Source organism: Sandarakinorhabdus sp. DWP1-3-1 (assembly GCF_049896705.1).
In the GTDB taxonomy this organism is placed as follows: domain Bacteria; phylum Pseudomonadota; class Alphaproteobacteria; order Sphingomonadales; family Sphingomonadaceae; genus Sandarakinorhabdus.
This window is the reverse complement of sequence record NZ_JAFCUV010000001.1, coordinates 1,597,746-1,612,715: the sequence shown is the minus strand read 5'-3', so window position 1 is coordinate 1,612,715 and position 14,970 is coordinate 1,597,746. Positions and strand designations below refer to the sequence as shown.

Sequence of the window (14,970 nt, the reverse complement as noted above, 5' to 3'; positions counted from 1 at the left end):
GGACGACATTGGAATTCTTCGACCACATCACGGACGCGCATGCCGATTTCGTGGCGCGCCAGCCGGTGTTCTTCGTCGCCACCGCCGCCGCCGAGGCGCGGATCAACCTCAGCCCCAAGGGCATGGATTGTTTCCGCGTGCTGTCGCCGAAACGCGTCGCGTACCTCGATTATGGCGGCTCGGGCAACGAGACCAACGCGCATCTGGCGGCCGATGGCCGCATCACGATCATGTTCTGCGCCTTCGACCGGCCGGCGCTGATCTATCGCATCTATGGCCGCGGCCGCGCCGTGCTGCCCCAGGACGCCGACTGGGACGCACTGGCGGCACGGTTCAGCATCGAGCGCGGCGTGCGCCAGATCTTCGACATCGCCATCGAATCCACCCAGTCGTCTTGCGGCTGGGGTGTGCCTGAAATGGCGCTGAAGGCCGAGCGGCAGACGCTGCGCAAGTTCCATGCCCAGGAAGAACCCGCCGCGCGCCTGGCAAAATATGCGGTGCGCGACCGCAGCATCGACGGCCTGCCGGTGCGATCGCCCAGCCGACTGCCCTACACTTGACCGCAAACGGGCCGGCGCTGGCGGCCGACCTGGTGGTGGTGGCGCATCTGGCGTTCATCCTGTTCGCGGTGTTCGGGTCACTGGCCGCACTGCGTTGGCCGCAGGTTGCCTGGTTCCACCTGCCGGCCCTGGCCTGGGCAGGCGGTATCATGATCGTCGGCGGCATCTGCCCGCTGACCCCGATCGAAAACCGCTTCCGCGAGGCCGCGCAAGGCCCGACCTATGCAGGCGGCTTCATCGATCACTACGTCGTGCCGCTGATCTATCCACCCGGCCTGACCCATCGCACCCAGCTTGCCGGCGCCGCCCTGCTGTTCGGGCTGAACGCGGTCGTCTATGGCATTGTCTGGCGCAGGCGGCAGCGCCGTCGCAGGATCGCAACGTCATGAGCCTCGTGACCCTCGAAACCCTCTTCGACCCCATTGTCGCCGAGATCATGCGGATGCGGCTGGAAACCGCCGGCATCGAGGCGGTGTTGTTCGATGCCGGCGTCGCCTCGATGTTCGGCCCCGGCGTGTCGGGCGTGCGGCTGATGGTCCTTGATGAAGACGAGGCCGCGGCGCGTTCCCTGCTCGACGCCGCCGGCGAGCCATGATGCGCCCGGCAACCCGATGAGGCTGGCACTGGCGCTCGGCGGTGGAGCCGGGCTCGGCTGGGCCCATATCGGCATCCTCCACGAGCTGCAGGCACGCGGCGTCACCGTCGACGCCGTCAGCGGCACCTCGATCGGTGCCGTCGCCGCGGTGTGCCTCGGTGCCAACCGCGTCAATGTGCTGGAAGTTATCGCCCGGTCGGTGAACGCCCGGCGGATGATGGGCTTCATCGACATCGATCCGCGCCGCGGCTCTATTTTGGGCGGCCGCGCCGTCGACCGGCAGTTGCGGCTGCATTTCGGGCATGGCCAACTCGAGCATCTGTTCATGCCCGTGGCGATCGTCGCTGCCGACCTGGTGTCGGGCGAGGAAGTCTCGATCACCCGGGGGCCCATTGTCGAGGCGGTGCGCGCCTCCATCGCCATTCCGGGCGTGTTCCCGCCGGTGCGATCGGATGGGCGCATCCTCGTCGACGGCGGTGTGCTGGCGCCGGTGCCGGTGCGTGCCGTGCGGGCGTTGTCCAAGGCGCCGGTGCTCGCTGTCAACCTGCAGGGCGACTACCTGCGCCGGGCCGCGACCGGCCTGCCGATGGACAAGCGGATGATGACGCCGTTCCGCGTCGGCCGAGCCGGGCTCTCGCTGCTGATGGCGCATATCGCCCGGCAAAGCCTGGCGCTCGACCCGCCCGATATCGAGATCGCGCCCGCCATCGGCCATATCGACGTGCGCAATTTCACCCGTGCCGACGAACTGATCACACTCGGCGCCGCGGCGATCCGGGACAACTGGCACAGGATCGAGCAACTGGGCTGATCGCTGCGCCTGATCGCTGCGCCTGGTCGCCCGGACGTTCGCACCTGCACAAAAAATGCGCCGCCGGCGGCGACCTGCCGCCGAATCGGGCAATGGTCGAGGCGTTAACGGCTGGTAACGGCTTCGTGACGTAGTTGTGACGATTTGGCACGATCCATGCATGGTCATTCTCGAACGCGGCTCGTCGCGTCAGGGAGGGGCCATGAAACTCGTCATTGCAGTCATCAAGCCGTTCAAGCTCGACGATGTGCGCGAGGCGCTATCGGCCGCCGGCGTACAGGGGATGACCGTCAGCGAGGTCAAGGGTTTCGGACGCCAGAAGGGTCAGACCGAAATCTATCGCGGCGCCGAATACACGACGAACATGGTGCCCAAGATCAAGATCGAGGTCGTCGTCGACGACGCCGAGTGCGCCAAGGTGGTCGAGACCATCCAGCAGGCGGCGCATACCGGATCGATCGGCGACGGCAAGATCTTCGTCGCCGAGATCGGCCAGGCGGTGCGCATCCGCACCGGCGAAACCAACGAAACCGCACTCTGAAGACCGGAGGGGGACATATGAATTTCGATCTGAAGACACTTGGCAAGGGGGTCGCCTTCGCCGCCTTGTTCGCCGCGGCACCGGCCTTTGCGCAGGAAGCCGCGACCGTCGCCACTGCCGTTGCCGATGCAGCGCCCGCTGTCGCGGCCGCCGCGCCGGCTGCTCCGGTCCCTGACAAGGGCGATACCGCCTGGATGCTGACCGCCACCGCGCTGGTGCTGATGATGTCTGTTCCGGGCCTGGCGCTGTTCTATGGCGGTCTCGTTCGCACCAAGAACATGCTGAGCGTACTCACCCAAGTCTTCATGATCGTCGCGATCGCCTCGCTTTTGTGGGTCACCTACGGCTATTCGATGGCCTTCACCGGCGGCTCGCCGTTCGTCGGCGGCTTCGGCAAGGCGCTGCTGATGGGTGTCGACGCGACGACGCTCGCCGCGACCTTCTCCACCGGCGTCTATATCCCTGAATACATCTACATCGCCTTCCAGATGACCTTTGCCTGCATCACGCCGGCGCTGTTCATCGGGTCGTTTGCGGAACGCATCAAGTTCAGCGGGCTGATGGTCTTTGTGGTCCTCTGGCTGACCGCAGTCTACTTTCCGATCGCGCACATGGTCTGGTTCTGGGATGGGCCGGATGCGTTCGTCGCCGCCGGCCTGAAGGGACAGGATGCGCTGACCGCCGCCAACGCCGCCGCGGGCTACATCTTCGCCCTGGGGGCGCTCGATTTTGCCGGCGGCACCGTCGTCCACATCAACGCAGGCATCGCCGGCCTCGTCGGCTGCATCATGCTGGGCAAGCGTACCGGCTATGGCAAGGAATCGATGCCTCCGCACTCGCTGACCATGACGATGATCGGCGCTGCCCTGCTGTGGGTAGGCTGGTTCGGCTTCAACGCCGGCTCCAATCTCGAATCGAACGGCGTCACGGCGGTTGCATTCATCAACACCTTCGTGGCGACGGCGGCGGCCGCAGTCTCCTGGGTGATCGTGGAGCAGGTCGCCAAGGGCAAGCCGTCGCTGCTGGGTGCCGTGACCGGCGCCGTCGCCGGCCTTGTCGCCGTAACGCCGGCGTCGGGCTTTGCCGGCCCCATGGGCTCCATCGTTCTCGGCCTTGTCGTCTCGCCGGTGTGCTTCTTCTTCTGCACCACCATCAAAAACAAGTTCGGCTATGACGATGCGCTCGATGTCTTCGGAGTCCACTGCGTTGGTGGCATCATCGGCGCGCTGGCGACCGGCATCCTGGTCGACCCGGCGCTCGGCGGCCAGGGCATTGCCGACTACATCACCACCCCGGGCACGATCAGCTTCGTCTACCCCGGCGCCGCGACCCAGTTGCTGATCCAGGCCAAGGCCGTGCTGATCACGCTCGCCTGGTCGGGCATCGGCTCGGCAATCCTGTTCTTCATCGTCGACAAGACCATCGGGATGCGCCCGAGCGTCGAAGCCGAGCGCGAAGGCCTCGATATCACCGAACACGGCGAACGCGCCTACAACTATTGATGCCGGCCTGCCCATAAGGGCCGCATCTCAACAGGTTCCTCCCCAAGGAAACCGACTGGCCCGGAAGGCGACTTCCGGGCCATTTTTTTGCGTTCGGTTGTCGACGCGCGCCGCCGCCCGATCTGTGGTAGCGCTGACCGCGTCCGCTCCAGGGTGGCCGCACATTTCCAGGCAATTCAGGCAGACGCATGGCCCGCAGGAACGCAAGATACGATGGCTATGGCGACGCGGACCGGGAGGCGGCGGCGGCTCCGGCGGTCGTCTGCTGGCTGTGTGGACGACCCATGGGCAAGACCGTCGTGCAGCACCATCCGGTGCCCAAGAGCCGGGGCGGGCGCGACACGGTGGCGATGCATCCGATCTGCCAGCAGACGCTGATGGCCAACTTCACCAATTCCGAATTGCAGCGCCACGGCATGGACGTCGAGGCACTGCTGGCGGAGCCCAGCGTGCGCAAATTCGTCGACTGGGTGGCGAACAAGGATCCGGACTTCACCGCGACCATCACCAAGAAGCAGCGCTGAGGCAGGCCCGGTTCAGGGTTCGCGGGCGACCACGATCTCGATCAGCGTTGGTGCCTTGCTGGCCAGGGCCGCCTCGAAGGCTGTGCGGACATCATCGAGCGTTTCGGCACGGACGCCGGCCACGCCATGCGCCGTCGCCAGCGCCATGAAGTCGATGGCGGGGGCTTCGATGTCCATCGCGACATAGGTGTCGGTGCGGGCGCTGTGGTCGCCGATCGCACGCGTGCGTTGCTTGAGGATGCGGTAGCCCTGGTTGTTGAAGATAACCGCGACCACCGGCAGCTTGTAGTGGGCCAGCGTCCACAGCGCGGCGGCGGAATACATGGCGCTGCCGTCGCCGCTCAGCACGACGACAGGGCGCTCGGGATTGGCGAGTTGCATGCCGACGGCCTGGGGCAGGGCCACGCCGATGCCGCCGCCGCGCATACCGAACCAGCTGTCGGGCGCCACGGCGGGCACCAGGTGGCGAACGGTGTTCATGCCGCTCGACAGCAATTCCTCGATAACGATGGCGTCGGCGGGCAGCAGTTCGCCGATCAGCTTCAGCGCCGGCATCGGCTGCAGGGGCAGGTCGCCGGCCATCGCGTCGGCGCGGGCCAGCAACGCGGCGCGGCTGCCGGCGAGGACGGTGGCGATGGCGTTGCTGCGCTGGGCGCCGCAGTTGTCGACCAGCGCGGTCAGTTCGGGCAGCGTCGCCTTGGCGTCGCCCTGGATGGCGGCGGTTGCGGTGAAGTTCTTGCCGATCTGCCAGGGCTCGTCGTCGAGATGGACGACCTTGGCCCCTGGCGCCAGCGCCTCCATTCCGGTCGCCTGGCTTTGCGTCAGCAGGTCGGCGCCGATCGACACCAGCAGGTCGTGCTTGTCCATCACGGCGCGCAGCGCCGGGGTCATGCGCGCGACGGTGCCGGCATACAGCCGATGGTTGGACGGGAAGGCAGCGGTGTTGGCCATGCCCTCCAGATAGACCGGCGCGCCGATGGCTTCGGCGAGCGCCGCCAGCTCGGCATGGGCGCCCGACCGCGCGACATGATCGCCGGCAAAGATCACCGGGCTTTGCGCCGCGCGGATCAGGTCGGCGGCAGCGGCGATGGCATCGGCGTCGCCGCGCATCCGGGCGCCGATGCGGGTGGGGCTGAGCATGTCGAGATCGTCGGGCGCTTCGCTGGTCAGGATATCGCCCGGGATCGACAGGAACACCGGGCCGGTCGGCGCGGTCAGCGCGACCTTGGCGGCGCGGCGGATGGCGCGCGGCAGCTCGGCCAGCGACGCCACTTCGAACGACCATTTGCACAGCGGTCGCGCCATGGTGGCGAGATCGTCCCACAGCAGCGGCTCGGTCAGCCGGATGCTCATGTCCTGCTGGCCGGCGGTGACCAGCACCGGCGCACCGGCGCGGGCGGCATTGTACAGCATCCCCATGGCATTGCCGAGGCCGGGGGCGGCGTGGAGGTTGCACACCGCCAGCTCGCCCGTCGCCTGGGCATAGCCATCGGCCATGCCCATCACGACGACCTCGTTGAGGCCGAGAATGTAGCGGATGCGATTTTCCACCACCATCGCGTCCATCAGCGGCAGCTCGGTGGTGCCGGGATTGCCGAAGATGAACTCCACGCCTTCGGAGGCGAGGAGATCAAGGAGGACGTGTTTGCCCTGCGTCACGGAATCAGCTCGCTGGTCACCACCGGCGGCAGGCGGAAGCTGCCGTCGAGGAAGGGCGCGCGGGGCAGGTAGCCGCGGAAGACGAGGATGAACTTGCCCTTGGGTGCCGGCAGCCAGTTGACGACCCGCTCGCCCGACGGCTTCGACGCCTGGACGAAGATTTCATAGCTGCCATCGCGGTTCGATCGCAGCTGGGGCGACTGGTCGCTGACGGCAAAACGCCCGATCTCGTTGGGTACGAAGAACAGCCGGCCGTCGGCTTCCTGTTGGTACATGGTCACCGACCAGAAGGCGCCGGTCGGCACGCCGCGCGGGATGGTGACGCTATAGGCCTTGCTGCCGTCGAGCGGCGCGCCGTCCTTGTCGGCGCGGGCAGTCAGGTACATCGCCTCGACCCGCGGCAGCGCGCCGAGGCCGCCGAGCGCGACGCGGGCGCGCAGCAGGTCGTTGTCGCCATATTCTCCGATGGCGAAATCGGGGTAGGACCAGCCGTCGGTCGTGGTGCCGGCCTCCACGAGCCCGTTGCGCAGTTCGGCGCGCAGAGCCGGCAGCGATCGGGTCCACAGCGCCCTGGTTTCGGGGCTCAGCGCCTCCCAGTCCGTCCCGACGCCGAGCGTGCCGAAGCCGTTGGCCTTGACCGCCAGCGCCGAATTTGCCGCCGAGCGGGCCAGCGCCTCGTTGACCACGGCGAGGAAGGTCTTGCCGTCGGGTGCCGGCGGCACGGTGGCGATCGTCGGCACCGGCGCGGCGCGGCCGTCGGCGAGGGCGACGTCGAACCCCTGCAGCAGCTCGCCCGCCGCCTTCAGGTCGTCGGGGCCCTTGACCAGGACGCGCACCAACAGCCAGGCGTCGTTGGTCGTGCTGCGGATGGTCTGGGTGCCGGCCGGAACCGGGCCGTTGTAGCCCGGGCCGACAATCGCATAACGGCCGCCGTCGCCGCCGGTGCGGGAGCCGATAATCGACGTGACATCGGTGGTCAGCGAATAGAGCGCCGCCGAATGGTAGCGGCCGGCGCCAGGCGGGACGGTGACGACGACCGGCCCGGCGGCGAGATCGAGCCACAGGCTGCCGTACAGCGTGTCGTTGTTGGGGGTCGTCACGTCGCGGCTGGTGGCATCGGCCAGCTTCAGGCGCGGCAGGATGAAATTGACGGGCTCGGGCACGCCGGCGGCCCGGGCCTGGGCGAGCTGCAGCGACCGGGTGCGCATGATCTCGTAGATCGGAAAGGCGAAATGGAAGGCGCGGCGTAGCGCGGCGACCTCCTCCGTATCGGGCAGCGGCGCGATCTTGGCGGGCGCGGCGACGGGTTTGGAAACGGGCCGGGCCGCCGCCTTTTTCGCCGCGGGCCGTGCCGGCGCGGCGGTGCCGGTGACGCTGGTGGACAGCAGCAGCGCCGCCATGATCAGGTTGATGTGCCGCATGGTGGGACCCCCAGGAAACCGGTCGGAGGTACGCGCCCCCTCTCAATTTGCTCTCATTGCCGGGCGGCGGCTTTGGCGTAAAGTCCGCGGGCACAGAAACCTTCGGGAGATTGACGATGAGCGAAGCCTATATCGTTGCCGCGGCGCGGACCGCCGGCGGCCGGCGCGGCGGCATGCTGCGCGACTGGCATCCGGCGGACCTCGCCGGCCAGGTGCTGAACGCGCTGGTCGACCGCTCGGGCGCGGATCCGGCGCTGATCGAGGATGTCATCATGGGATGCGTCGGGCAGTTCGCCCAGCAATCGGCCAACGTCGCGCGCAACGCCGTGCTGTCGTCGAAACTGCCCGAATCCGTGCCCGGCACCAGCGTCGACCGGCAGTGCGGATCGTCGCAACAGGCGGTGCATTTCGCCGCCGCGACGGTGATGAGCGGGCAGATGGACATCGTCATCGCCGCCGGGGTCGAATCGATGACCCGCATCCCGATGTCGACCCCGGCCAAGCTGGCGCACGAGAATGGCCTCGGCTCGCCGTTCGGCAGCGCCGGCATCAAGGACCGCTATCCCGGCATCCAGTTCAGCCAGTTCGCCGGCGCCGAGATGATCGCCAAGAAGTATAATCTTTCCAAGGATGAGCTCGACACCTTCGGTTATGAAAGCCAGCGGCGCGGCGCGGCGGCGGCCAACAGCGGCGCCTTCGACAAGGAGATCGTGCCGATCGAGGTGACGACCCATGAGGGTGCGGCGCACACCCACACCGTCGACGAGGGCATCCGGTTCGATGCCAGCCTGGAGGCCATCCGCGGCGTCAAGCTGATCATGGAGGGCGGCCGGTTGACCGCCGCCACGTCATCCCAGATCTGTGATGGCGCGTCGGGGATGCTGATCGTCAACGAGCGCGGGCTGAAGGCACTGGGGGTGAAACCCATGGCGCGAATCCATCACATGACGGTGGTGGGCGAGGACCCGGTGATCATGCTGGAGGCGCCGATCGGTGCCACCCAGCGGGCGATGGCGCGGTCGGGGATGAAGCTGGAGGATATCGACCTGTACGAGGTCAACGAGGCATTCGCCTCGGTGCCGGCGGCGTGGCTGCAGGTGCTGGGGGCGGATCCGGCCCGGCTCAACGTCAATGGCGGGGCGATCGCGCTCGGGCATCCGCTGGGGGCGTCGGGTACCAAGCTGATGACGACTTTGGTGCATGTGCTCCATGCCCGCGGCAAGCGCTGGGGGCTGCAGACGATGTGCGAGGGCGGTGGCCTCGCCAATGTGACGATCATCGAGGCGCTGTGATGGCTGATTTCACCCAGATCGCCCTCGACATCGATGGGCCTGTTGCCACCATCACCCTCGATCGCGAGGCCAAGCTGAATGCCTTTACCGGCACTATGATGGATGAGCTGATCGCGGCGTTCGATGTGACCGACGCCGATGACTCGGTGCGCGCCGTCATCGTCACCGGGCGCGGTCGGGCGTTTTGCGCCGGGGCGGACCTGAGCGCCGGGGCGGCGACCTTCGATTATGAGAAGCTGGGCGGCAAGCGCAGTGGGCCGGTGCGCGAGGACGGCAGCATCGATTACAGCGACGAGGCGGTGCGCGACGGCGGCGGCCGGGTAACCTTGCGCATTTTCAAGTCGTTGAAGCCGGTGATCGCCGCGGTCAACGGCCCGGCAGTGGGTATCGGGGTGACCATGCAGCTGGCGATGGACGTGCGCATGGCGTCCGAAACGGCGCGATTCGGCTTCGTTTTCGCCCGGCGCGGCATCGTGCCGGAGGCGGGGTCGAGCTGGTTCCTGTCGAAGCTCGTCGGCCTGCCGCAGGCACTGGAATGGTGCATGACCGGGCGGGTGTTCGGGGCCGACGAGGCGCTGAAGGGCGGGCTGGTGCGGTCGGTGCATGCGCCCGATGACCTGCTGCCGGCGGCGCGGGCGCTGGCGCTGGAAATTGCCGAAAATACGGCGCCGGTGTCGGTGGCGCTGACCCGGCAGATGCTGTGGCGGATGGCCGGGGCGGAAAGTCCCTGGGACGCGCATCGCCTTGATTCCAGGGCGATTTATGCTCGCGGGCGGGCCGGGGATGCGAAGGAGGGGGTGGTGTCGTTCCTGGAGAAGCGGGCGCCAATTTACCCCGACAAGGTCAGCACCGACATGCCGGATTTCTATCCCTGGTGGGACGAGGAGGTTTATCGGTAGCCCGGCTACCCTCCCTTGAAAGGGAGGGTAGATGTGTCATAACCTATCTGGCACTTTATGCTTGACAAGCGCAACGCTTTTGGTTAGAGATTCGGCACGCTTCAGAAATCCGCCGACAGACAGGGCGCTCCGCAACCGCGGGGCGCCTTTTTTGTCGGCCCTGTGGGAGACGCCGCGCATGGAACACAGCATTCGCCCCTGGCTGGTCAAGGATCGCAAGCGCTTTATCGCCACGCTGGCGGAGACCGGCAATCCGGCGACGGCGGCGCGGGCGATCGGGCAGACGCTGGCGGCGGCATACGACATGCGCGAGCGCTGGCCGCTGCTGGCCGACGAATGGCGCAAGGCACTGGGGGTCGCCTGGGAACAGGTGGAAATGCGGCTGCTGGCGACGCTGCTGGAAGGCGAGGCCGAGGACATCGATGCCAAGGTGGCGCTGGAGATGCTGAAGCGCCGCCCGGTGGCGCCGGCGCGGCCGCTGGTGACGGTCGATGCGGCCAAAATCGCCCGGGTGCGTGACCAGATCCGGGCGCTGGCGGGGGAATGACCCGGCGGCCCGCCCGAGCCTGATCGACCTTCGGCGCTTCCCCGAAAACAACGAAAGGCGGTACGATGGCAGACCGCCTCGCGGCTGACGATCCGCGATCCGTCTCGGAAATCTGGGGCGATGCCGACCCGGCCCGGCAGCGTGCAGTCATCGCCGACAATGGCGACGATGCGGTGCAGGTGGCGCTCGGCGGGCAGGGTACGCTGCGCCCGGCGCAGCTGCCGCCGCCGGGGGACTGGGCGATCTGGGCCATTCTTGCCGGGCGCGGGTTCGGCAAGACACGGGCGGGGGCCGAATGGATCCATGCGCTGGCGGCGGCGCCGGGACGGCGCTTTGCCCTTGTCGGGCCGACGCTGGACACGGCGCGGGCGGTGATGGTGGAGGGCGAATCCGGTCTGCTGGCGCGGGTCCCGCCGGGCGGCGATGTCAGCTATGTGCCCAGCTTGCGCCAGCTGACCTGGCCGAACGGGTCGCAGGCGCGGCTGTTTTCGGGCGGGGAGCCCGATGCGCTGCGCGGCGGCCAGTTCGATTTCGCCTGGGGCGATGAATTCGCGCACTGGCCGCGGGCCGAGGCGACGCTGACCAATTTGCGGCTGGCGACGCGGCTGGGGCTGCATCCGCAATTGTTGCTGACGACGACACCGCTGCCCTATGCCTGGTTGAAGGCACTGCTCGCCGAGCCGGGTGTGGTGGTGACGCGGGGGCGGATGGACGACAATCGCGCCAATCTGCCGACCTCGCTGATCGCCGGGCTGAAGCGGCGCTATGGCGGTTCGGCGATCGGTCGCCAAGAGCTCGACGGCGAGATCGTCGATGACCTGGAGGGGGCATTGTGGACCCGCGCGCTGATCGAGCGGCAGCGGGTGCCGAAGGCGCCGGCGCTGATGCGGGTGGTGATCGGCGTCGATCCGCCGGCCGGCGGCGCCAATGGTGTCTGCGGTATCGTCGCGGCCGGGCTGGGCCATGACGGGATCGGCTATGTGCTCGGCGACGAAAGCGTGGAAGGTGTGCCGCCGGAGGCCTGGGCCCGCGCCGTGGTCGCCGCATCCGACAAATGGAATGCCGACAAGATCATCGCGGAAATCAACAACGGCGGCGACATGGTGCCGTCGCTGCTGATCGCCGCGGATTCGGCGCTGCCGGTGGACACGGTGCGGGCATCACGCGGCAAGGTGGCCCGTGCCGAGCCGGTTGCGAGCCTATATGGTCATTCGCGGGTTCGCCACGCCGGCGCCTTTCCGGCGTTGGAGGACCAGCTGTGCGGACTGTTGTCGAGCGGCGTCTATGCGGGGCCGGGGGCGTCGCCGGACCGGGCCGATGCCCTCGTCTGGGCGCTGACGGCGCTGATGCTGGGCGTGAAGCGCGGCAAGCCGAAGGTGCGGGGGTTGTAGTTCGCCCCGTGCCGTCATCCCCGCCTGCGCGGGGATGACGATCGAAGCGTGCGGGCGCAAAATCAGGAGACCGACATGAAACTGCCATTCTGGCGGACCAAGTCTGCTGCGCAGCCGCTGCGCATCCCGAGCTGGGCGACGGCGTACAGCGGTGGTGAGGCGCCGCGGAGCTACGAGGCGCAGGTGCGGGCGTCGTACCTGGCCAATCCGGTGGCGGCGCGGGCGATCCGCCTGGTCAGTGAGGGCGCCGGCGGGGCGCCGGTGGTGGCGAATCCACCGGGGCACCAGGCGCTGGGGTTGCTGGCGAGCGCCGGTTTTGGGGCGTCGGGGCCGGGGCTCGTCGAGATGCTGGCGGCGCAGTTGCTGTTGCACGGCAATGCCTATGTCGAGGCGGCGTGTGGCCCCGATGGCCTGCCGGCGGCGCTGTTCGCGTTGCGGCCGGAGCGGGTGACGGTCGAGTCCGACAGTCGCGGCTGGCCGACGGGGTACATGTACCGGGCTGGTGACATGGTGACGCGCTATCCGGCCGACACCGTCGGCGATCGGGCGGGGCTGCTGCACATTCGCAGCTATCATCCGCTCGATGACCATTATGGCGCCGGCTGCCTGGGCGCTGCGGCGGGGGCGTTAGAGGTTCATAACGCCGCGGCGAAGTGGAACCGGGCGCTGCTCGACAATGCGGCGCGCCCGTCGGGGGCGCTGGTGTACCAGCCGGGTGACGGGTCGAGCCTGACGCCCGAGCAGTTCGAGCGGTTGAAGGCCGAGATGGAGGCGGGCTATGCCGGCGCCGCCAATGCCGGGCGGCCACTGCTGCTTGAGGGTGGGCTGAGCTGGCAGGCGATGAGCCTGACGCCGGCGGAGATGGACTTTGCCCGGGCCCGCGACGCGGCCTCTCGGGAGATCGCGCTGGCTTTCGGGGTGCCGCCGCTGCTGCTCGGCCTGCCGGGGGATTCGACCTATGCCAATTACAAGGAAGCCAATGTGGCGCTGTGGCGGTTGACGCTGCTGCCGCTGACCGGGCGCATCCTGGTGGCATTGTCGGCGCATCTGCAGAACTGGTGGCCGGGGCTGGAACTGCGCGTCGATCGCGACGCGGTGCCGGCGCTGTCGGAGGATCGCGAGCGGCTGTGGGCGCAGGTCAGCGGCGCGAGCTTCCTCACCGATATGGAGAAGCGCAACATTCTCGGGCTGGAGGCGGGGCGATGACGGCGATGCTGGAGGGGCTGGTGGCCCAGGCCGAGGCGCAGGGCGCGGCGCGGGTGACGCTGCGCGCGCTGGTCGAGGAGGCAAGCGAGGTCGGCGCGGCGCGGGCGCTGCGGACTTTGGGGTTGATGGACGACAAGGCCGGGCCGGACATTATCGAGTTGCGCCAGCTGATCCAGGGCTGGCGCGATGCCAAAAGGTCGGCGCTGTCGGCGGTGGTGGCCTGGGTGGTGCGGACGGCGGTGGCGCTGCTGTTGATCGGGTTGGCGTTCAAGATGGGGATTGTGGAGCGGGTGCGGGGGTAGATCGCGCTCGGTGCCAGTCATCCCGGCGAAGGCCGGGACCCATGAACCACAAGTGTCGGCGCAGGCAGCACCCGTGTGTCCACGGCCGGTGGGCCATGGGTCCCGGCCTTCGCGGGGATGACAGTAACGGGGGCCCTTAGTCATGACCGATCTGCGTTTCGCTGGTTACGCCAGCGTCTTTGGCGTGCCCGACAGCGGTGGCGACGTCGTGCTGCCGGGCGCCTTCCAGGGCGCCAGGCCCGGTGTGCCGCTGCTCTGGCAGCATGACAGCAAGGAACCCATCGGGTTCATCGAGAGCCTGGTCGAGGACCAGCGTGGCTTGCGGGTGACGGCCCGGGTCGTCGGCAGCGGGCGTGGCGCCCAAGCGGTGGAACTGCTCCGTGCCGGTGCCATCGACGGGCTGTCCTTTGGCTATCGCGTGAAATCGGCGCGTCCGGACCGGGCGCGCGGTGTGCGGCAGCTGGCGAGCCTCGACCTGATCGAGGTGTCGCTGGTGACCTTTCCGATGCAGCCGCTGGCGCGGGTGCTCGGCCTTTCGACTTTGCAGCAGGAGACGGTGAATGAGCTATGAAATGAAGGCCGATGCGCTCGACGCGGTGTTCGAGACCGCGGCCGAGAATATCGAGATCGCGGCGCTGAAGGCCGAGATGGCGCGGCTGGGCAATCTGGTCACGGCGCGCAGCATCACCCGGCCGGCGCTGGGCGAGGTCAAGGCGGGTGATGCCGTGGAGACGGGCAGCGTCGCCGCCTATCTCCGCAAGGGGGACCTGTCGGGCCATGAACTGAAGCAGGCGACGATCGGCGTCGGTCCCAAGGGCGGGGTCGCGGTGCCCGAGCAGATCGACGCCGTCATCGACCGCGTGCTGCGCGCCGGATCGCCGATCCGTTCGCTGGCGCGGGTCGTCGATGTCGGCACGTCGATCTATTCGAAGCTGATCACGACGAGCGGCGTCATTTCGGGCTGGGTGAGCGAGACCGCTGCCCGCCCCGACACCGAAACCCCCGATTTCGCCGAGATCGTGCCGCCGATGGGCGAGCTTTACGCCAATCCGTCGGCGAGCCAGCAGATGCTCGACGATGCCATGTTCAATGTCGAAACCTGGCTGGGCGAGGAGGTCGGCCGCGAATTCGCCCGTGCCGAAGGGGTGGCGTTCGTGACCGGCGACGGTGTCAACAAGCCGCGGGGCTTCCTCGCCGCCGCCAACAGCGCGCTCGGCGATGCGACGCGGCCGTTCGGCACGCTGCAGTTCGTCACTTCCGGCGCCGCCGGCGCCTTTGCCGCGACCAATCCGCAGGATCGGCTGATCGATCTCGTCCATGCGTTGGCGGCGCCGTATCGCCAGGGCGCGAGCTGGGTGATGAACTCGGCGACGCTGGCGCGCATCAGGAAGATGAAGGACGGGCAGGGCGCCTTCCTGTGGCAGCCGGCGCTGTCGGCCGACCAGCCGCAGACGCTGCTCGGCTATCCGGTCGTCGAGGTCGACGCGATGCCCGATGTCGCCGCCGACAGCCTGTCGATCGCATTCGGCAATTTCGAGGCGGGTTACCTCGTCGTCCAGCGCCGCGAGACGGTGGTGCTGCGCGACCCGTTCACCAACAAGCCGTTCGTGCAATTCTATGCGACGAAGCGGGTGGGCGGCACCGTCATCGACAGCCGCGCCATCAAGCTGATGCGGTTCAGCGTCTGATGCGCCGCGCCTGACGCACCTCGGCGGCGCCG

The 14,970-nt window shown here is 68.2% G+C and carries 17 protein-coding genes; 15 read left to right on the top strand and 2 right to left on the bottom strand.

What is annotated here, in order from left to right; all coding sequences use genetic code 11:
* Positions 1-8 precede the first annotated feature (8 nt).
* The 7 genes from ACP7AI_RS07930 to ACP7AI_RS07900 all read left to right on the top strand — a co-directional run bounded on the left by ACP7AI_RS07930 (position 9) and on the right by ACP7AI_RS07900 (position 4,533).
* The gene (locus ACP7AI_RS07930) at positions 9-560 is read left to right on the top strand and encodes a pyridoxamine 5'-phosphate oxidase family protein (RefSeq protein WP_426165869.1); all 552 of its coding nucleotides are present in this window, start codon (positions 9-11) and stop codon (positions 558-560) included.
* Complete coding sequence (locus tag ACP7AI_RS07925; RefSeq protein ID WP_426165867.1) at positions 557-949, top strand: DUF2784 domain-containing protein; 393 nt, start codon at positions 557-559, stop codon at positions 947-949. Before ACP7AI_RS07930 ends, ACP7AI_RS07925 begins: the two co-directional genes overlap by 4 nt.
* The gene (locus ACP7AI_RS07920; protein ID WP_426165865.1) at positions 946-1,155 is read left to right on the top strand and encodes a DUF2007 domain-containing protein; all 210 of its coding nucleotides are present in this window, start codon (positions 946-948) and stop codon (positions 1,153-1,155) included. Before ACP7AI_RS07925 ends, ACP7AI_RS07920 begins: the two co-directional genes overlap by 4 nt.
* Positions 1,103-1,966: a patatin-like phospholipase family protein gene (locus tag ACP7AI_RS07915; RefSeq protein WP_426165863.1), complete on the top strand. Its 864-nt coding sequence runs from the start codon at positions 1,103-1,105 to the stop codon at positions 1,964-1,966. Before ACP7AI_RS07920 ends, ACP7AI_RS07915 begins: the two co-directional genes overlap by 53 nt.
* A gap of 202 nt (positions 1,967-2,168) precedes the next feature.
* The gene (locus tag ACP7AI_RS07910) at positions 2,169-2,507 is read left to right on the top strand and encodes a P-II family nitrogen regulator (protein WP_426165859.1); all 339 of its coding nucleotides are present in this window, start codon (positions 2,169-2,171) and stop codon (positions 2,505-2,507) included.
* Between the two features lie 17 nt (positions 2,508-2,524).
* Positions 2,525-4,009 carry an ammonium transporter gene (locus ACP7AI_RS07905; protein WP_426165857.1) on the top strand — a complete coding sequence of 495 codons (1,485 nt, stop codon included), beginning with the start codon at positions 2,525-2,527 and terminating at the stop codon, positions 4,007-4,009.
* A gap of 188 nt (positions 4,010-4,197) precedes the next feature.
* Positions 4,198-4,533, top strand: a complete 336-nt coding sequence (locus ACP7AI_RS07900; protein WP_426165855.1) for a hypothetical protein — start codon at positions 4,198-4,200, stop codon at positions 4,531-4,533.
* Between the two features lie 12 nt (positions 4,534-4,545).
* Here the strand turns inward: ACP7AI_RS07900 and ACP7AI_RS07895 are convergent, their stop codons facing one another.
* Together ACP7AI_RS07895 and ACP7AI_RS07890 are read right to left on the bottom strand one after the other, a co-directional pair.
* Positions 4,546-6,192, bottom strand: coding sequence for a thiamine pyrophosphate-binding protein (locus ACP7AI_RS07895; protein WP_426165853.1), 1,647 nt, complete (start codon positions 6,190-6,192; stop codon positions 4,546-4,548).
* Positions 6,189-7,613, bottom strand: coding sequence for a DUF1254 domain-containing protein (locus tag ACP7AI_RS07890; protein WP_426165851.1), 1,425 nt, complete (start codon positions 7,611-7,613; stop codon positions 6,189-6,191). The genes ACP7AI_RS07895 and ACP7AI_RS07890 overlap by 4 nt, the downstream gene beginning before the upstream one ends.
* Before the next feature lie 116 nt (positions 7,614-7,729).
* On the opposite strand from ACP7AI_RS07890, the gene ACP7AI_RS07885 reads away from it, so the two are divergent.
* From ACP7AI_RS07885 to ACP7AI_RS07850, 8 genes are all read left to right on the top strand, one after another.
* Complete coding sequence (locus tag ACP7AI_RS07885) at positions 7,730-8,905, top strand: acetyl-CoA C-acetyltransferase (RefSeq protein ID WP_426165849.1); 1,176 nt, start codon at positions 7,730-7,732, stop codon at positions 8,903-8,905.
* On the top strand, positions 8,905-9,804 hold the full coding sequence (locus ACP7AI_RS07880) for a crotonase/enoyl-CoA hydratase family protein (RefSeq protein WP_426165847.1): 900 nt from the start codon (positions 8,905-8,907) through the stop codon (positions 9,802-9,804). The genes ACP7AI_RS07885 and ACP7AI_RS07880 overlap by 1 nt, the downstream gene beginning before the upstream one ends.
* A 178-nt stretch (positions 9,805-9,982) precedes the next feature.
* Positions 9,983-10,351 (top strand): hypothetical protein, encoded by a 369-nt coding sequence (locus tag ACP7AI_RS07875; protein ID WP_426165845.1) that lies wholly within the window; start codon positions 9,983-9,985, stop codon positions 10,349-10,351.
* A 65-nt stretch (positions 10,352-10,416) separates the two neighbouring features.
* On the top strand, positions 10,417-11,742 hold the full coding sequence (locus tag ACP7AI_RS07870) for a DNA-packaging protein (RefSeq protein WP_426165843.1): 1,326 nt from the start codon (positions 10,417-10,419) through the stop codon (positions 11,740-11,742).
* Positions 11,743-11,823: 81 nt separating this feature from the next.
* A complete protein-coding gene (locus tag ACP7AI_RS07865; RefSeq protein ID WP_426166586.1) occupies positions 11,824-12,948 on the top strand; it encodes a phage portal protein in 1,125 nt (374 codons plus the stop codon).
* Positions 12,945-13,250, top strand: coding sequence for a DUF6127 family protein (locus ACP7AI_RS07860; protein WP_426165841.1), 306 nt, complete (start codon positions 12,945-12,947; stop codon positions 13,248-13,250). The genes ACP7AI_RS07865 and ACP7AI_RS07860 overlap by 4 nt, the downstream gene beginning before the upstream one ends.
* A gap of 142 nt (positions 13,251-13,392) precedes the next feature.
* Entirely contained in the window at positions 13,393-13,821 is a 429-nt protein-coding gene (locus ACP7AI_RS07855; RefSeq protein ID WP_426165840.1) for an HK97 family phage prohead protease, read from the top strand.
* A complete protein-coding gene (locus ACP7AI_RS07850; protein ID WP_426165838.1) occupies positions 13,811-14,938 on the top strand; it encodes a phage major capsid protein in 1,128 nt (375 codons plus the stop codon). The genes ACP7AI_RS07855 and ACP7AI_RS07850 overlap by 11 nt, the downstream gene beginning before the upstream one ends.
* Positions 14,939-14,970: the final 32 nt, after the last annotated feature.

Bases quoted from the DNA above. Each gene is read 5' to 3' on its own strand.
- ACP7AI_RS07920 (WP_426165865.1), top strand. From the start codon at position 946: ATGAGCCTCGTGACCCTCGAAACCCTCTTCGACCCCATTGTCGCCGAG.
- ACP7AI_RS07915 (WP_426165863.1), top strand. From the start codon at position 1,103: ATGAAGACGAGGCCGCGGCGCGTTCCCTGCTCGACGCCGCCGGCGAGC.
- ACP7AI_RS07910 (WP_426165859.1), top strand. From the start codon at position 2,169: ATGAAACTCGTCATTGCAGTCATCAAGCCGTTCAAGCTCGACGATGTG.
- ACP7AI_RS07905 (WP_426165857.1), top strand. From the start codon at position 2,525: ATGAATTTCGATCTGAAGACACTTGGCAAGGGGGTCGCCTTCGCCGCC.
- ACP7AI_RS07900 (WP_426165855.1), top strand. From the start codon at position 4,198: ATGGCCCGCAGGAACGCAAGATACGATGGCTATGGCGACGCGGACCGG.
- ACP7AI_RS07890 (WP_426165851.1), bottom strand. From the start codon at position 7,613: ATGCGGCACATCAACCTGATCATGGCGGCGCTGCTGCTGTCCACCAGC.
- ACP7AI_RS07885 (WP_426165849.1), top strand. From the start codon at position 7,730: ATGAGCGAAGCCTATATCGTTGCCGCGGCGCGGACCGCCGGCGGCCGG.
- ACP7AI_RS07880 (WP_426165847.1), top strand. From the start codon at position 8,905: ATGGCTGATTTCACCCAGATCGCCCTCGACATCGATGGGCCTGTTGCC.
- ACP7AI_RS07875 (WP_426165845.1), top strand. From the start codon at position 9,983: ATGGAACACAGCATTCGCCCCTGGCTGGTCAAGGATCGCAAGCGCTTT.
- ACP7AI_RS07870 (WP_426165843.1), top strand. From the start codon at position 10,417: ATGGCAGACCGCCTCGCGGCTGACGATCCGCGATCCGTCTCGGAAATC.
- ACP7AI_RS07860 (WP_426165841.1), top strand. From the start codon at position 12,945: ATGACGGCGATGCTGGAGGGGCTGGTGGCCCAGGCCGAGGCGCAGGGC.
- ACP7AI_RS07855 (WP_426165840.1), top strand. From the start codon at position 13,393: ATGACCGATCTGCGTTTCGCTGGTTACGCCAGCGTCTTTGGCGTGCCC.
- ACP7AI_RS07850 (WP_426165838.1), top strand. From the start codon at position 13,811: ATGAGCTATGAAATGAAGGCCGATGCGCTCGACGCGGTGTTCGAGACC.